The 15,678-nt window shown below is 73.4% G+C and carries 13 protein-coding genes; 5 read left to right on the top strand and 8 right to left on the bottom strand.

Annotated features, from left to right (window positions below; translation table 11 throughout):
* Positions 1-120: 120 nt before the first annotated feature.
* Complete coding sequence (locus ACZ6B1_RS10405) at positions 121-3,423, top strand: S8 family peptidase (RefSeq protein WP_468776732.1); 3,303 nt, start codon at positions 121-123, stop codon at positions 3,421-3,423.
* 130 nt (positions 3,424-3,553) lie between these two features.
* Positions 3,554-4,045, top strand: coding sequence for a hypothetical protein (locus tag ACZ6B1_RS10410; protein WP_468776734.1), 492 nt, complete (start codon positions 3,554-3,556; stop codon positions 4,043-4,045).
* Between the two features lie 29 nt (positions 4,046-4,074).
* Here the strand turns inward: ACZ6B1_RS10410 and ACZ6B1_RS10415 are convergent, their stop codons facing one another.
* Positions 4,075-4,971, bottom strand: coding sequence for a helix-turn-helix domain-containing protein (locus ACZ6B1_RS10415; RefSeq protein WP_468776736.1), 897 nt, complete (start codon positions 4,969-4,971; stop codon positions 4,075-4,077).
* A 180-nt stretch (positions 4,972-5,151) separates the two neighbouring features.
* Between ACZ6B1_RS10415 and ACZ6B1_RS10420 the strand changes: the two genes are divergently transcribed.
* On the top strand, positions 5,152-6,192 hold the full coding sequence (locus ACZ6B1_RS10420) for an NAD(P)-dependent alcohol dehydrogenase (protein WP_468776737.1): 1,041 nt from the start codon (positions 5,152-5,154) through the stop codon (positions 6,190-6,192).
* 119 nt (positions 6,193-6,311) lie between these two features.
* Here the strand turns inward: ACZ6B1_RS10420 and ACZ6B1_RS10425 are convergent, their stop codons facing one another.
* The 4 genes from ACZ6B1_RS10425 to ACZ6B1_RS10440 all read right to left on the bottom strand — a co-directional run bounded on the left by ACZ6B1_RS10425 (position 6,312) and on the right by ACZ6B1_RS10440 (position 11,387).
* Positions 6,312-7,049: a Type 1 glutamine amidotransferase-like domain-containing protein gene (locus tag ACZ6B1_RS10425; RefSeq protein WP_468776739.1), complete on the bottom strand. Its 738-nt coding sequence runs from the start codon at positions 7,047-7,049 to the stop codon at positions 6,312-6,314.
* 107 nt (positions 7,050-7,156) lie between these two features.
* Positions 7,157-8,266 (bottom strand): hypothetical protein, encoded by a 1,110-nt coding sequence (locus ACZ6B1_RS10430; RefSeq protein WP_468776740.1) that lies wholly within the window; start codon positions 8,264-8,266, stop codon positions 7,157-7,159.
* Positions 8,267-8,380: 114 nt separating this feature from the next.
* Positions 8,381-10,018: a M48 family metalloprotease gene (locus tag ACZ6B1_RS10435; protein ID WP_468776742.1), complete on the bottom strand. Its 1,638-nt coding sequence runs from the start codon at positions 10,016-10,018 to the stop codon at positions 8,381-8,383.
* A 250-nt stretch (positions 10,019-10,268) separates the two neighbouring features.
* The gene (locus ACZ6B1_RS10440; protein ID WP_468776743.1) at positions 10,269-11,387 is read right to left on the bottom strand and encodes a hypothetical protein; all 1,119 of its coding nucleotides are present in this window, start codon (positions 11,385-11,387) and stop codon (positions 10,269-10,271) included.
* Positions 11,388-11,552: 165 nt separating this feature from the next.
* Between ACZ6B1_RS10440 and ACZ6B1_RS10445 the strand changes: the two genes are divergently transcribed.
* Positions 11,553-12,707 (top strand): cystathionine gamma-synthase, encoded by a 1,155-nt coding sequence (locus ACZ6B1_RS10445; RefSeq protein WP_468776745.1) that lies wholly within the window; start codon positions 11,553-11,555, stop codon positions 12,705-12,707.
* 19 nt (positions 12,708-12,726) lie between these two features.
* On the opposite strand, the gene ACZ6B1_RS10450 is transcribed toward ACZ6B1_RS10445, so the two are convergent.
* The 3 genes from ACZ6B1_RS10450 to ACZ6B1_RS10460 all read right to left on the bottom strand — a co-directional run bounded on the left by ACZ6B1_RS10450 (position 12,727) and on the right by ACZ6B1_RS10460 (position 14,143).
* A complete protein-coding gene (locus tag ACZ6B1_RS10450; RefSeq protein ID WP_468776746.1) occupies positions 12,727-12,975 on the bottom strand; it encodes a hypothetical protein in 249 nt (82 codons plus the stop codon).
* A 25-nt stretch (positions 12,976-13,000) separates the two neighbouring features.
* Positions 13,001-13,504, bottom strand: coding sequence for a sigma factor-like helix-turn-helix DNA-binding protein (locus tag ACZ6B1_RS10455; protein WP_468776748.1), 504 nt, complete (start codon positions 13,502-13,504; stop codon positions 13,001-13,003).
* A 132-nt stretch (positions 13,505-13,636) separates the two neighbouring features.
* Positions 13,637-14,143 carry a MarR family winged helix-turn-helix transcriptional regulator gene (locus ACZ6B1_RS10460; protein WP_468777479.1) on the bottom strand — a complete coding sequence of 169 codons (507 nt, stop codon included), beginning with the start codon at positions 14,141-14,143 and terminating at the stop codon, positions 13,637-13,639.
* A gap of 162 nt (positions 14,144-14,305) precedes the next feature.
* On the opposite strand from ACZ6B1_RS10460, the gene ilvA reads away from it, so the two are divergent.
* Entirely contained in the window at positions 14,306-15,535 is a 1,230-nt protein-coding gene (gene ilvA, locus ACZ6B1_RS10465) for a threonine ammonia-lyase (RefSeq protein WP_468776750.1), read from the top strand.
* The last annotated feature ends 143 nt before the right edge of the window (positions 15,536-15,678 follow it).

Here is a 15,678-nt window from a genome sequence, read left to right on the forward strand (position 1 = left end):
CCCGTCATACTGCGTGCCCCGGGGGGAGATTGGCGTGCAGGTGTACGAATCCTCCCCCGGCCGGGTGAACGGGGAATTCGCCCGGTACCTCATCTCCAGGGGGAGATCTTGCGCAGACAAGTGAAAAGAGCAGCTGCGGCCACCGTGGCCACCGCCGCAGCCGTCGCCCTCGCAGCGGGTATGACCAGCCCCGCGTCGGCGAAGCCCGGCCGGCAGACCCCGGCCGCCGCCTCCTCGTTCACCGCTCGGCACCATGTCACCCTGATCACCGGTGACCGCGTGGCCCTCGACGGCAAGGGCCGGGTCGTCGGCCTGCGGCGGGCCGAGGGGCGCGAGCACATACCGTTCCAGGTCCGCCGGGCCCACGGACACACCCTGCTCGTCCCCGCCGACGCGGCCCGCCTGGTCGCCTCCAACACGCTGGACCAGCGGCTGTTCGACATCACCGAGCTGAACCGCGCGGCCACCCGCAAGGCGCAGCGGAACGGCCTGAAGGTCATCGTCGGCTACCGCGGCACCGCCACCGGCGCCCGGACCGACGTCCGCGACGCCGGGCACCTGCGCCGCAGCCTCAGGACGCTGAACGCGGACGCCGTGCAGGCCCCGGCCCACAAGAGCGGCGGGCTGTGGGACGCGGTCACCGACGGCGACCGGGCCGCCTCCGGCATCGCGCACGTCTGGCTCGACGGCGTCCGCAAGGCCGCCCTGGACAAGTCCGTACCGCAGATCGGCGCCCCGACCGCGTGGGCGGCCGGCTACACCGGCAAGGGCGTGAAGGTCGCCGTCCTGGACACCGGGGTGGACGCCACCCACCCGGACCTCAAGGACCAGGTGATCGGCGCCCGGAACTTCACCGCCGCCGCCGACGCCACCGACCACTTCGGGCACGGCACGCACGTCGCGTCCATCGTGGCGGGCACCGGCGCCAAGTCGGGCGGCAAGTACAAGGGCGTCGCGCCGGACGCCAGGATCCTCAACGGCAAGGTCCTCGACGACTCCGGCTCCGGTGACGACTCCGGCATCCTCGCCGGCATGGAGTGGGCGGCCGCGCAGGGCGCCTCCGTCATCAACCTCAGCCTGGGCGGCTACGACACGCCCGAGGTGGACCCGCTGGAGGCGGAGGTCGACAAGCTCTCCGCCGAGAAGGGCATCCTGTTCGCGATCGCCGCGGGCAACGAGGGCCCCCAGTCGATCGGTTCACCGGGCAGCGCGGACGCCGCGCTGACCGTGGGCGCCGTCGACAAGAAGGACAGGCTGGCGGACTTCTCCTCCACCGGCCCGCGGATCGGCGACGGCGCCATCAAGCCGGACGTCACCGCTCCGGGCGTCGACATCACCGCCGCGGCGGCCAAGGGCAGCGTCATCGACAAGGAGGTCGGCGAGAAGCCCGAGGGCTACCTGACCATCTCCGGCACCTCGATGGCCACCCCGCACGTCGCCGGCGCCGCCGCGATCCTGAAGCAGGAACACCCCGACTGGGGCTACGCCGAGCTGAAGGGCGCGCTCACCGGCTCCGCCAAGGGCGGCAAGTACACCCCGTTCCAGCAGGGTTCGGGCCGGATCGCGGTCGACCGGGCGATCAGGCAGTCCGTCGTCGCCGAGCCCGTCTCGGTCGGCTTCGGCACCCAGGCCTGGCCGCACACCGACGACAAGCCGGTCACCAAGCGGCTGACGTACCGCAACCTCGGCGACGAGGCCGTCACGCTCGACCTGACCAGCACCGCCACCGACCCCAAGGGCCACGCCGCCCCGGCCGGCTTCTTCAAGCTCGCCGCGGGCGAGGTGACCGTCCCGGCGCACGGCACGGCCTCGGTCGGCCTCACCGCCGACACCAGGCTGGGCGGCACCACCGACGGCGCCTACTCCGCGTACGTGACCGCGACCGGCGGCGGCCAGAGCGTCCGTACGGCCGCCGCGGTGCAGCGCGAGGTGGAGTCCTACGACCTGACCCTCAGGTTCATCGGCCGCGACGGCAGGCCGGCCCCGTACTACGGCGCCGACCTGACCGGAGTGGCGGGCCTGGCGAACGGCCGGTTCCTGAACCCGTACGACAAGTCCGGCACGGTGAAGGTGCGCGCGCCCAAGGGGACGTACATCCTCAACAGCGGTGTCTTCGTCGACCCCGAGGACGCGGCCAAGGGCGTCGACTGGATCGCCCAGCCGAAGCTGACCGTCGACAGGAAGCGGACGATCACCATCGACGCGCGCAAGGCCAGGCCGGTGGACATCACGGTGCCGGCGTCCCGCGCCAGGTCCGAGTTCGCCGTGCCGGAATTCGACGTCACCGTCGGCGACGGCCAGTACGGCTACGGCTGGCTGCTCGACTCGTACAAGAACTTCCGCACCGCCGCCCTGGGCCCGCGGCCGGCCTCCGGAACCCTGTTCCAGCAGTGGGACGGCCACTGGTCGAAGGGTGCGACGCAGGAGTACGCCACCACCTCCGGCGGCCCGGTCGGGCAGCTCGCCACCGGTTACACCAAGCACTACAAGGCGAGCGAACTGGCCACGGTCAAGGTCCGGATGGGTGCCGCCGCGAGCGGCAAGAAGGGCTCCGTCGGCGCGGTGGGATGGCTGCCCGGCAGCACCAGCGGCTCCTCCATCAGCCTCCCGCAGAAGCTGCCCGGCACCCGCACCCTGCACCTGTCCGCCAGGGGCGGCGTGCGGTGGCAGTTCGAGTTCGAGCAGGACGGCGGGGTCGACGAGGACGGCTTCCCGGTCGCCGACGCCGCCTACACCTCGGACCAGCGCTCGTTCACGGCGGGCAGGACGTACACCAGGACCGTCAACACCGCCGTCTTCGCCCCGAGCGTCGGCGCCGGCCTCGGTGTCTTCCGGGACGGCAACGAGATCTACGGCTCGCTGCCGCTGTTCGCCGACGGCGCCGGGAACGCCGGGTACTCGGCGTTCTCCTCGGTGCGCACGACCCTGTACCGGGACGGCGTCAAGGTCGGCTCCAACGACGACCCGCTGTTCGGCAACGAGACCTTCAAGGTCCCGGCCGGTGACGCCGCCTACCGGCTGACCACCTCGGTCCGGCGCCCGGCCACGGTCGCCAGGGCCTCCTCGCGGATCGACGCGAGCTGGACCTTCCGCTCGAAGAAGCCCGCCAGCGGCTTCGCCGAACTCCCGGTCTCCGCACTCCACTTCGGCGCGAAGACCGGCCTGGACAGCCGCGTCGAGGCCGGGAAGAAGGTCACCTTCCCGGTCACCGTCGAGGGCGCGGCCGCGGGCCGCGACCTGAAGTCCCTGAAGGTGTACGTCTCCTACGACGGGAAGACCTTCAAGAGGACCGAGGTCCGCGGCGGCAAGGTCACCGTGAAGAACCCGGCGCGGAACAAGTCCGTCTCGTTCCGCGCCAGGATCACCGACAAGAAGGGCAACACGTCGCTGATCACCGTCTACGACGCCTACTACGGCAAGTGAGCGGCGGACAGCGGTCCTTGGTGTTCTGAGCAGGAGGGGGCGTGCCGGGAGCGGCTTCCGGCACGCCCTCGCCGTGTCGCCGGCGCACCCGGCGACGTAGGGTCCCCTCGTGACCGCCGCAATGACCGCAATGATCACAGCCGTCGTCGGTGTCCTCGGCACGCTCCTCGCGCCGGTGCTCGCGCAGCGCCACTCCGACCGGCAGCGCCTCCAGGAGGCCGGACAGGCCGAGCGGCGACGGCTGTTCGAGCAGCGGCGCGACGCCTACACCGCCATGAACCGGGCCTCGCGTCAGTTCCACACCCTGCTCAAGGACGCCCTGCACCGGGTGCGCGACGGCGTCTACGCCGAGCAGGACCGGGAGCAGCTCGAGGACGCCCGGCGGGACTACCGCGACCGGTACGCCGAGGCGCAGATGGTGGTGCCCGAGCGGATCCTGGACGCCTCCCGGGCCGTCAACGAGGTTCTGGCCCGTATCGACGCCGTGGTCAAGCGGCTCGACCGGGGTCTGGCCCGCGAGGGCGAGAGCGCCGAAGGGGCCCTGCGCGACCTGAAGGAGGCCGAGCCCCTGCTCACCGCGATGCGCCGGCTCATGCGGGCCGACCTCGGTGTCGAGGACTGAGGGCCTGCCGCGAAAGTCCCACCCGCGGATCAGGCCGACGGCACCGCGCGGGCCGCGTCCGTGCCCCAGCTCGCCAGCAGCCGCAGGGACTGCGCCGACGGGGAGTCCGGCTCGGCGTGGTAGGTGATCAGCGCCTGGTCGGCGTCGTCCGCCAGCCGGAACGTCTCGTAGCTGAGGGACAGCTCACCCACCAGCGGATGCCGCAGACGCTTGACGCCGTGGCTCTTCTCCTTGACGTCGTGCGTCGCCCACAGGCGGCGGAACTCCGCGCTCTTCACCGACAGCTCGCCGACCAGGGCGGACAGCCGGGGGTCGTCCGGATAGCAGCCCGCGTCCATGCGCAGGGCGCAGACGATGTCGATCGCCTTCTGCTCCCATTCGATGAACAGGTCCCGGTAGTCCGGGCGCAGGAACACCATCCGCGCCCAGTTGCGCTCGGCGGGCGCGAGCTCCGACCAGTCGCCGAAGACCGCGGCCGCCATCCGGTTCCAGGCCAGCACCTCCGTGCGCCGGCCGACCACGTACGCCGGGACGCCCTCCATCGAGTCCAGGAGCCGGCGCAGGGCCGCCCGCACCTGCTGCTGCCGTGCCGCCGGCTTCTTCTTGTGCGCCGTCGGCTTGGCCAGGTGGGTCAGGTGGGCGTGCTCGGCGTCCGTCAGGCGCAGGGCCCGGGCGATGGAGTCCAGCACTTCCGCCGAGACGTTCCGGCCGTTGCCCTGCTCCAGCCGCGTGTAGTACGCCACCGACACCCCGGCGAGCTGGGCCAGCTCCTCGCGGCGCAGCCCCGGTACCCGGCGGCGCCGGCCGAAGTCGGGCAGTCCGACCTCCTCCGGCTTCAGCCGGGCCCGCCGGCTGCGCAGGAACTCGCTCAGCTCGGCCCACCGGTCCAGGGGTGCTCCCGCGGCCGCTTCCGGCTGTACATCCATGAAGGCAAGTATCCGTGGTGCCGCGTGGTCGTACGCAGACGAGCCTGACCCCGCCAGTGGTAGGCACGGTGGTCGTACGAAGAACCGGGACCTGGGTGACCCGCGGGACTTGGGGCACGCTGGAAGACGTACCTGGCCGGAAGGCGACCGGGCACCGAGAGTCCGCTAGGAGATCCCCCCATGACCACTGTTGCCGCCTATGCCGCGCCCGCCGCGAAGGCTCCGCTGGAGCGGACCACCATCGAGCGGCGTCCGGTCGGCGAGTCCGACGTCCTGATCGACATCAAGTTCGCCGGCATCTGCCACTCCGACATCCACCAGGCCCGTGAGGGCTGGGGCGAGGCGATCTTCCCGATGGTCCCCGGTCACGAGATCGCGGGCGTCGTGTCCGAGGTCGGCCCCGGCGTCACGAAGTTCGCCGTGGGCGACCGGGTGGGCGTCGGCTGCATGGTCGACTCCTGCCGCGAGTGCGACAACTGCAAGGCCGGGCAGCAGCAGTACTGCGACCGCGGCCCGACCTGGACCTACAACGCCGTCGGCGGAGACGGCGAGCCGACCTACGGCGGCTACTCCGAGAAGATCGTGGTCGACGAGAACTACGTCGTCCGCGTCCCCGACGGCCTGTCCCTGGACGTGGCCGCACCGCTGCTGTGCGCCGGCATCACCACGTACTCGCCGCTCAAGCGCTGGAACGCGGGCCCCGGCAAGCGGGTCGCCGTCGTCGGCCTCGGCGGCCTCGGCCACATGGGCGTCAAGATCGCGCACGCGATGGGCGCCGAGGTCACCGTGCTGTCCCAGTCCCTGCGCAAGAAGGACGACGGCCTGCGGCTGGGCGCCGACCACTACTACGCGACCGGCGACCCGGCGACCTTCGAGAACCTGAAGGGCACCTTCGACATCATCCTCAACACCGTCTCGGCCCCGATGGACTTCGGCGCCTACCTCTCGCTGCTGCGCACCGGCGGCTCGATGGTGAACGTCGGTCTGCCCGAGGAGCCGGTGCACGTGGCCCTGACCTCGCTCTTCGGCAATCTGCGTAACCTGACCACCTCCAACATCGGGGGCATCCCCGAGACCCAGGAGATGCTGGACTTCTGCGCGGAGCACGGCCTGGGCGCGGAGATCGAACTGATCGGCGCGGCCGAGATCAACGAGGCCTACGAGCGGGTGGTGGCCAGCGACGTCCGCTACCGCTTCGTCATCGACACGGCCACCATCTGACGGGTTCGGCGACCGGTCCGGCTCAGGGATTCGGCTGAGGGATCCAGCCCACCGGCCGGCGCGCCGAGCGCGCCGGCCGGTGGCAGCCGGTGCCGCGGGCCCGTTCGGCCCCGACCGCCTCACACGACGTCGAACCTCTCCCCGTCGGCGTACGACCGCACGGTCACCGCACCGTCCGCACCGGGCCGTACGACATGTGCCCGCCCGAGCCCCGCGACCCGGGCGGCCGGTCCGGCCACCTCCACCGCGGTGTTCTCGTCGACGGCGACGCCGTAGGGCGCGTCCCCGCGCCCCACCGCCGCGAGCAGCCGCGCCAGCGTCCCCCACTGCGCGGCGTGCACGTCCACCGCGAACGGCACCAGCCCCAGACCCGGCCGCACGGCGACCTCCTCCAGGTCCTCCGCGGTGTCCTCGGGGCAGACGGGAACCCCGTCCACCAGCCATCCGCCGACCACCGCCCGCCGTGCGGCGACGGCGGCCCCCGCGGAGAAGCCCGCGTACGGCAGTCCGCGCTCGGCGAGCAGACGCGGCAGCCGGTCCGCGCAGCCGGCGAACGCCTCCTGATAGGCGGGCGTCAGCCCACCGCACACCAGCAGGCCGTCGGCGCCGTCCAGCGCCTCCTCCGGCTCGAACCGCCCACCGAGCGGCACCAGCGCCGGCACGGGCGTGCACCCGGCCCCGCTCCTGCCCAGAGCCTGCGCGAACCGCTCGAACTGCTCCCGCCCGTCACCCTCGTCCACGACGACACAGCCGATCCGCGGCACACCGTCGGCGCGCTCGGCGGCCGCGCGCAGAAACGGCGCGTACACCTCCGCGCGGTCCCATCCGCCACCGATCAGAAACGTACGACCGCCCATCCGGCCCCTCCCGTTCACATGTCCTCACACGTCTTCTCGTCCTTGTGCGAGGGGCGAATGTACGGGGTCGGGGCCGGTGCCGTCGCCCGGAAAACGGCTGCCGGGGATCAGTCGGTGGCCGTCACCCTGTGGGCCACCGTGTCGCGCACCTGGCAGAAGTGGCGGGCCATGCCGTCGCCCCGGTAGCGCCAGGGCAGCGCGTTGACATGGCCGTCGACCAGCCTGAACTGCTCCAGCGCAGCCTCGTCGCGGTCCTGCAGATGGAGGTAGAAGGCCAGCAGGTGGCGCAGCTCGGGCAGGCGCGGGTGTGCCGGGTCGGCGGCCGCGGCGTCCGCGAGGGCAGCCTCCACCCGGGCCAGCATCTGCGGGGTGTTGTCGGCCGCGGTGTCATCCGAGTCGTCGTGCTCGAAGTGCGCGATGAGCGGGAGCGCCGTCAGCAGGCTGCCCGCCGGCGCCTCGGCCGCCGCCCGCTCGGCGAAGTCGAACGCGAGCCGCTCGGAGCCGCGCCACTTGGCGCACCAGTACTGGAGCGCCGAGAAGTGCGCCTCGTAGTGGTGCGGCGCCCGGGTGGTTATCTGCGCCCAGAGCTTCTCCATCTCGGCGTTCGGGTAGCCGAGTCCCAGCGCCACCCAGATCTCCGCGATGTACGGCGTCGGGTCGTCGGGGTTCAGCGCGGCCGCCCGCGCGATCTCCTCGCGGGCGCCGCGCAGGGTCCGGTGGAAGCCTTCGGCCTGCTCCCGCGTCGTGCGCTCGCCCGACTGGGCGCCGCGCAGCTTCCAGGCGAGGATCACCGTGCTGCGCGCCCGGACCACGGCCGCGTCGGGGTCCTCGGGGCGCGCCGTCTCCCACGCCAGCAGCCACTCGTCCTCCTCGGCCGCACGGTCGGCGAGCAGGTACGCGGCCGCCGACCGGCGTTCCCAGTCCCGGCCGATGGCGCTCAGCAGCTCGGCGGCGGGCCGCCAGTCGCCGGCCCGTACCGCGGTGAGCGCCGCCGCCCAGTCCGTGGGCAGCGGGGCGGCGTGCTCGGTGTTCTGCCGCTCGACGGGCAGCAGTCCGAGCCGCTCCGCGGCCTTCGCTGCCGCGGCCGCCTCCGCGGCGTCGGCGTCGTCGTCGGGGCTGGGGGAGAAGAACTCCTTCAGGAAGACCCAGGCCAGCCAGAGCGCGAAGAGCACCGCGGGGGCGGCCAGGATGCCGAGGATCCAGAGCAGGACGGTCATGGGGAGCGAGGTCCGTTCGTCGGGGGACGGCTTGGGGGTGCCGGGAGAGCCGGTGCCGGGGGAGTCGGCGTCGGGTCGGCGTGGTGGGGCGGGGCGGGGCGGCGGCCCCGCGGCTCACACGGACGGCGTCGCCGCCGGGGGCAGCAGGGCCCGCAGCGGGGCGGTGTCGGGGTGGTCGGCGAGCGCCGCGTTCACGGCCGCGTCGAGCGCGGCCTCGGGGCCGTCGTCCGGGGTGCTGTGCGGGACCGGGCCGGTCAGCCGCGCGGCGGCGGCCTGCGACCAGGAGAACTCCCAGCTCAGCAGCGAACGGGCACTGAACTCGGCCAGCACCATCGTCCGCAGCGACGAGCGCAGCCGCGGCCGTACGAACTCGCGGAAGGCCCGGCCCTTCGCCGCGGCCGCCTGATCGGACAGCGGCATCCGCTCGGCCAGCCGCCACAGCCGGCCGTCGTCGACGACGTCCAGCAGCGCGGACAGCGTGGCCGGCTGCCCGGTGTACTCGGCCAGCGCCCGGTGCAGCGGGGTGTGTGTGGCGGACATGCCCTGGGCCATGGCGGCGTCCAGCAGCTCCTGCCACGCGGCGGCGCGCGGGTAGCCGAGGATCTCGTCCGACAGGACGGCGTCCTCCAGCGTGGTCAGGGTCTTCTCCGCGTCGGTGAGCAGGGCGAGCGCCGGCCCCCCGGCCTCCGCCGCGCGCCCGTCGGCGGGCAGCGCCTCGAGCCGGTGCACCCGTTCGGCGATCGGCGGGTGGGAGTCGTACGGCGAGGCCGGCGTGGTGGGCAGCTCCGTCCGCAGCCCGGCCAGCTCCTCCTCGCGGGCCGCGAGGAGCCGGGCGAAGCCCCCGAAGAACTCGCCGCGCGGCGGCAGCAGCCGCACGGGCAGACCCAGGGTGGCGTACGAGTCGAGGTAGAAGTCGTGCGAGGCGGACAGGGCCGGGATCTCGCGCAGAGCCGAGGCGATCGCGTCGCGCCCGGCGATCCGGGCGGCGGCCCGGTCGGCCGCGTACTCCTGGGCGCGGGCCGTGGACAGGGAGGCGCGCAGATAGAGGTTGCCGTACAGCGTGTAGATCGACGCCATCATCCGGTACGTCACCCCGGCCCCGGCGGTGTCGACCTCCTTGGCCTTCTTGCCCTTCGCGACCCGCTTGGCGGCGGCCTTCTCCTGGCGGCCGCGCTCGGCGGCCACCTTGCCGTCCGCCTTCTCGTGGAAGTGCCCGATGACCCGGGCGATCTGCACCCGGCCGCGCACCACGAGCGCGGACAGCCGGGTGTCACCGCCCGTGTAGTGGCCGTACTCGTGGGCGAGCACGCCGCGCAGTTGCGCCTGCGTCAGGCCGGTCAGCAGCGGGACGCCCAGGTAGAGCCGGCGCGGACCGGCCAGCAGGCCGAGCAGGCGCGCGTCCTCGCTGACGGCCGCGTTGACGTCGGCCGTCAGCACGATCCGGTCGGGGGCGCGGGTGCCGGTCGCCGCGGCGAGCTCCCGCACCAGCGCCCACAGCCGGGGCTCGTCCGCCTCGGTGACCTCGATGCCGGGCGGCCCGTCGCCCCTGGGTGTGCGCAGCATGAACATGCCGCGCACGACGGGGACGGCGAGCAGCACCGAGACCGCGACGATCTTGATGCCGGCGGCGCCGTGCACCCAGGTGACCACGGCCGCGTCGGCGCCGGCCAGCGCAGCGAGCAGCAGCAGGCTCAGCAGGTAGAAGCCGCACAGCAGAACGAGAGCGCGCAGCGCGCGCAGAGTTGCGCCCATCGGGCAGATCCCCCCACAGGACCCGGAGAAATGAACAGGCCGACGGGCACCGCCGGGCGGTGCTGCCGGTGAGTGTGGGGGGACTCGGAGCAGACTTCGAGCGGGCTCGGGACGGCCTACGGCCTCCGGGATACGCCCGGAGCGGCTCCGGGCAAAGCACGAGCAAAGCCGGAGCAAGCGGAGTATGCCCTACCGAAGATCGGCAGGGCAATCCCGGCCCTGACCTGTGCGGACCGGTCAGCGGGACCGGTCAGCCGGGCAGGCCCGCCGGGGTGCCGCCGGCAGCCTCGTAGCCGGCCACCGCCAGCGCGCGGTGCCCGGCGTAGGCGGCGGCCGGGTCGGCGGACAGGGTCCAGGGCAGCGCGCCGACATGGCCGTCGACCTGCGCGAGCTGGTCCATGGCCTCCGGCCAGCGCTCGGCGCGGACCAGGAAGAACAGCAGCAGATGGCGGACGTGCGCGAGCACCGGGTCGTCCGGGCGGGCGGTGTGCACCGCGTGCAGGGCGCCCTGCATCGCCCGGGTGACCACCTCGCTCTGGTAGAAGCTCCGGACCAGGTTGACCTCGGGGATGTGCTCGAAGACCGCGAAGAGCGGCAACGCGGCCAGCAGCGAGCCCTCCGGGGCACGGGCCGCGGCGCCCTCGGCGAAGGCGTACGCCTCCTCGCGCGAGCCGTGCCACTTCTCGCACCAGTAGTGCAGTGCGGCCAGGTGCGCGCCCATGTGGTGCGGGGCGCGCTCCAGGAGGGTCAGCCACAGCTTCTCGAACTCCGGCCGCGGCCACCCCAGGCCCCGGGCGACGGACAGCTCGACGATGTACGGGACCGGGTCGCCGGGGGCGAGCAGCGCCGCCTCGCCGCAGGCCTGCCGGGCCTCCTCCATGATGATCCGGAAGTCTTCCCTGCCCGGCGCGGACGTCCGCCACGCCTGCTGCGCCAGGAACTCGGCGTACACGGCCGCACCACCGGCGTCCTTGGGCCGCTCGGCCCGCCACACCCTCAGCCACTGCCCGCCGGGCGTCTCGTGCACCCCGCCCGGCCGCTCCGCCAGCTCCAGTGCCGCCGCGCCGGCGAAGGCCTGCACACGCTGCCAGCGCGTCTCGCCCTCCGCCTCGGTGCCGGCCAGCATCTGGGCGGCGGCCCGGTAGTCGTGCGTGCGCCGCACCACGTCCAGCACGTCCAGCAGATCCTTGTCCGGGCCTGGCATCCGCACGTCCAGCTCCTCCTCGGGCACGAAGCCGTAGGCCGCCGCGCGCGCGGGGTCCGGCCGGCCCGCCGGACCCGGCCCCGCCGCCCCGCGCCTGCGCCGCAGGACCGGGAGCAGCACGAAACACAGCAGGACCAGCGCCATGAGCAGCCAGAGAGTCGCCATGCCTCAAGCGAACCAGACGCCGCCGGCAATTGGCCAACCCCGCCCGCCCGGCCTGTGGAAAACCCGCGTCCGGCGCCGCCGGCGCCCCGGGACTTCACGCTCCCGAAACCGTCGGACGCCACGTCGGACGCCACCATCCGGCCGAGCGCACTACGCTCGGTGCACATGAGCGACAGGCACATCAGTCAGCACTTCGAGACCCTCGCGATCCACGCGGGCAACACCGCGGATCCCCTCACCGGCGCGGTCGTCCCGCCGATCTACCAGGTCTCGACCTACAAGCAGGACGGCGTGGGCGGCCTGCGCGGCGGCTACGAGTACAGCCGCAGCGCCAACCCGACCAGGACCGCCCTCGAGGAGAACCTCGCCGCGCTGGAGGGCGGCCGGCGCGGTCTCGCGTTCGCCTCCGGCCTGGCGGCCGAGGACACCCTGCTGCGTACGCTGCTCAGCCCCGGCGACCACGTGGTGATCCCCAACGACGCCTACGGCGGCACCTTCCGCCTCTTCGCCAAGGTCGTCACCCGCTGGGGCGTGGAGTGGTCCGTCGCGGACACCAGCGACCCGGCCGCCGTGCGGGCCGCGATGACGCCGAAGACCAAGGTGGTCTGGGTGGAGACCCCCTCCAACCCGCTGCTCGGCATCACCGACATCGCCGCCGTCGCCCAGGTCGCCCACGACGCGGGCGCGCGGCTCGTCGTCGACAACACCTTCGCCACGCCGTACCTCCAGCAGCCGCTGTCGCTCGGGGCCGACGTCGTGGTGCACTCGCTGACCAAGTACATGGGCGGCCACTCGGACGTGGTCGGTGGCGCCCTGATCGCCTCCGACCAGACGCTGGGCGAGGAGCTGGCCTACCACCAGAACGCGATGGGCGCCGTCGCCGGCCCCTTCGACTCCTGGCTGGTGCTGCGCGGCACCAAGACCCTCGCGGTGCGCATGGACCGGCACAGCGAGAACGCCACGAGGATCGCCGACATGCTCACCCGGCACGCGCGCGTGAGCAGCGTGCTCTACCCGGGTCTGCCGGAGCACCCCGGGCACGAGGTGGCCGCCAAGCAGATGAAGGCGTTCGGCGGCATGGTGTCCTTCCGGGTCCGGGGCGGCGAGGAGGCCGCCGTCGAGGTGTGCAACCGCGCCAAGGTCTTCACCCTCGGCGAGTCGCTCGGCGGCGTCGAGTCGCTCATCGAGCACCCGGGCCGGATGACCCACGCCTCCACGGCCGGTTCCGCCCTGGAGGTCCCGGCCGACCTGGTGCGCCTGTCCGTCGGCATCGAGAACGTCGACGACCTGCTCGAGGACCTGCAGCAGGCGCTCGGCTAGCCGTCGGCCGCCGTCCCCGTCACCAGCCGGTGAGCGGTGGAGTCGTCTGCGACGGCGGCTCCACCCAGGGCTGTGCCCGTACGGCCCACACGGTGAACGCCACCACCGCCGCGCACAGCAGCAGCCACAGCAGGCGGTGCGCGAGCAGCCGGCGCCGCAGCAGGCGGCTGCCGCGGCGGACGGCCTCGGCGTGCAGATCGGGCGGCACCGGCACCGCGACCTGCTCCAGGATCCGGCGCACGGCGGCCTCCCGCTGGGGGCGGTTCACCGGTCCCTCCGTCCCGGTGGCCGCCTCATGGCGACGCCGCCTTCGCGCCCACCGCGCGCGTCGCCGCCCTGCGCGCCGGATGCAGCACGGTGGCCGTCGCGCGGTCGCAGACGGCGTGCACCCGTTCGACGGGCAGGCCCAGCAGGGCCGCCGTCTGCTCCTCCGCGACCCCCTCGAACATCCGCAGCACCAGGATCAGCCGCTCCCGCGGCGCCAGTTCGGCCAGCGGGCTGCGCGGATGGGGACGGGCGCGGCCCACGGCGCCGTAGTGCCGCCAGGCCTCGTGCGCGAACCGGGTGGCCAGGTACTGGCGGGCGCACTCGTAGGGGTCCTCGCCGCGCAGCCGGGCCCAGCGGGCGTAGGTGTGGGCCAGCGCCGGTGCCAGCAGCCTCCGCGCGCGCGGGGCGTCGTCCGGGGCCTCTCCGGTGAGCAGGGTCGCGGCGTGCAGCAGCCGCCCCGCCGCGCCCGCGACGAAGGCCTCGAACTCCCGGGCCCGGCGGGCATCGCGGGAGGCCTGCCGATCACGCACCGCGCCTCCCCCCTGAGGGGGTCCTGTCCGGTACGGGACGGGCGGACCGCGCACCACGCAGGACCCGGTCTCATATGAGGCCAGTGGCGGCCCGGGGTCAAGACTCGGGACCGCACCCGTCCGGGGCGCGGGTCAGGAAGCGGCCGTTCCCTCGGCCGCCGGCACCGGCTGGACCGCCATCCGCGAGGAGAGCGCGGTATTGAAGCGCGTGAGGAGCGCGCAGAACTGCTCGCGCTCCTCCGGCGCCCAGTCGTGTGTCAGCTCGGCCATCAACTGACGCCTCGACGAACGTACTTCCTCCAGCCGGGCGGCACCGCGCGGGGACAGCTGGAGCACCACGGCCCGCCCGTCCTCCGGGTGCGAGGTGCGCTTGACGAGTCCCGTGTCGACCAGCGGGGCCACCTGCCGGGTGACCGTGGAGGAGTCGATCCCCATGCTCGCGGCGAGCGCCTTGACGCCCATCGGGCCCTCGCTGTCCAGGCGGTTGAGCAGCAGGTAGGCGGCACGGTCCATGGTGTTGCGCACCTGCCCGACGCCGCCGAGCCGGGTCTGTTCGGCACGCCGGGCGAACACCGCCACCTCGTGCTGGAGGGTGTCGAGAAGACCGGTGTCACCGACGGTCGTCATGTCCATCGACATTTCAGGTGTTGTGGGCATGGCCGGAGGCTCGCTTCATGAGGGCTGCTGGGTTGGGGGACAGGGTACGCGGCCCGGGCGCGGGCCGTACCGGCGCTGCGCAAACCCGGTCTCGGAGCTTGGTCACACCCGTCACGCACGACCGTGAACTGCGAGACTCGAGTCATGAGCTACCGCACGGCCGGCTCCTTGCGCTCCGTCACCCTCGACGACGTGCGCGGAGCCCAGAAGATGCTCTCGGGCGTGGCGCGGACGACCGCGATGGAGGGCAGCCGGCACCTGTCCCAGTTGGTCGGCGCGCCGGTGCACCTCAAGTGCGAGAACCTGCAGCGAACGGGCTCGTTCAAGCTGCGCGGCGCCTACGTCCGGATCGCCGGGCTGCTGCCGGAGGAGCGGGCCGCCGGAGTGGTGGCGGCGAGTGCCGGCAACCACGCGCAGGGTGTCGCCCTGGCCTCCTCGCTGCTGGGTGTGCACGCGACCGTGTTCATGCCGAAGGGCGCCCCGCTGCCGAAGATCAGCGCGACCCGGGAGTACGGCGCCGAGGTGAGGCTGCACGGTCAGGTGGTCGACGAGACCCTGGCCGCCGCCCAGGAGTACGCGGCCACGACGGGCGCGGTGTTCATCCACCCCTTCGACCATCCCGACGTCATCGCCGGCCAGGGCACGGTCGGCCTGGAGATCCTGGAGCAGTGCCCGCAGGTGCGCACGATCGTCGTCGGCATCGGCGGCGGCGGGCTCGCGGCCGGCATCGCGGTCGCGGTGAAGGCGCTGCGGCCGGAGGTCCGGATCGTCGGTGTGCAGGCGGAGGGCGCGGCGGCCTATCCGCCCTCGCTCGCCGCCGGCCGTCCGGTGTCGGTGCGGAACCCCGCGACGATGGCCGACGGCATCAAGGTGGGCCGGCCCGGTCTGGTGCCGTTCGAGATCATCGGCGACCTGGTGGACGAGGTCCGCACGGTCAGCGAGGACCAGTTGTCGGCGGCGCTGCTGCTGTGCCTGGAGCGCGCCAAGCTGGTCGTCGAGCCGGCCGGGGCCAGCCCGGTCGCTGCCCTGCTGTCCGAGCCCGGCGCCTTCCCCGGCCCGGTCGTCGCCGTGCTGTCCGGCGGCAACGTCGACCCGGTGCTGCTCCAGCGGGTGCTGCGGCACGGCATGGCCGCCCAGGGCCGCTACCTGGCGGTCCGGCTGCGGCTGACGGACCGCCCGGGCGCCCTCGCCACGCTGCTCGGGGTGCTGTCCGTGGTCGACGCCAACGTCCTCGACGTGAGCCATGTGCGGACCGATCCCCGGCTCGGGCTCACGGAGGCGGAGGTGGAGCTGCACCTCGAGACGAAGGGCCCGGCGCACTGCGTCGAGGTCGGCCAGGCCCTGCGTCGGGCGGGCTACACGGTCATCGACTGAGACGCCGTACCGAACCGCTGGAGGCGGTGTCACTCGTCCGGGGAAATCCATTGGCAGACGCGATACATCGCGTTATGGTGTGTCGTGCCGCTCGTCATGCGCCGGTGCCCCCATGCGGAGCCCCCGGGGGGTGGAAACTCCGG

It is taken from the genome of Streptomyces sp. NPDC041129 (genome assembly GCF_055592265.1).

Bases quoted from the DNA above. Each gene is read 5' to 3' on its own strand.
- ACZ6B1_RS10410 (WP_468776734.1), top strand. From the start codon at position 3,554: ATGATCACAGCCGTCGTCGGTGTCCTCGGCACGCTCCTCGCGCCGGTG.
- ACZ6B1_RS10415 (WP_468776736.1), bottom strand. From the start codon at position 4,971: ATGGATGTACAGCCGGAAGCGGCCGCGGGAGCACCCCTGGACCGGTGG.
- ACZ6B1_RS10420 (WP_468776737.1), top strand. From the start codon at position 5,152: ATGACCACTGTTGCCGCCTATGCCGCGCCCGCCGCGAAGGCTCCGCTG.
- ACZ6B1_RS10425 (WP_468776739.1), bottom strand. From the start codon at position 7,049: ATGGGCGGTCGTACGTTTCTGATCGGTGGCGGATGGGACCGCGCGGAG.
- ACZ6B1_RS10430 (WP_468776740.1), bottom strand. From the start codon at position 8,266: ATGACCGTCCTGCTCTGGATCCTCGGCATCCTGGCCGCCCCCGCGGTG.
- ACZ6B1_RS10435 (WP_468776742.1), bottom strand. From the start codon at position 10,018: ATGGGCGCAACTCTGCGCGCGCTGCGCGCTCTCGTTCTGCTGTGCGGC.
- ACZ6B1_RS10440 (WP_468776743.1), bottom strand. From the start codon at position 11,387: ATGGCGACTCTCTGGCTGCTCATGGCGCTGGTCCTGCTGTGTTTCGTG.
- ACZ6B1_RS10445 (WP_468776745.1), top strand. From the start codon at position 11,553: ATGAGCGACAGGCACATCAGTCAGCACTTCGAGACCCTCGCGATCCAC.
- ACZ6B1_RS10460 (WP_468777479.1), bottom strand. From the start codon at position 14,143: ATGTCGATGGACATGACGACCGTCGGTGACACCGGTCTTCTCGACACC.
- ilvA (WP_468776750.1), top strand. From the start codon at position 14,306: ATGAGCTACCGCACGGCCGGCTCCTTGCGCTCCGTCACCCTCGACGAC.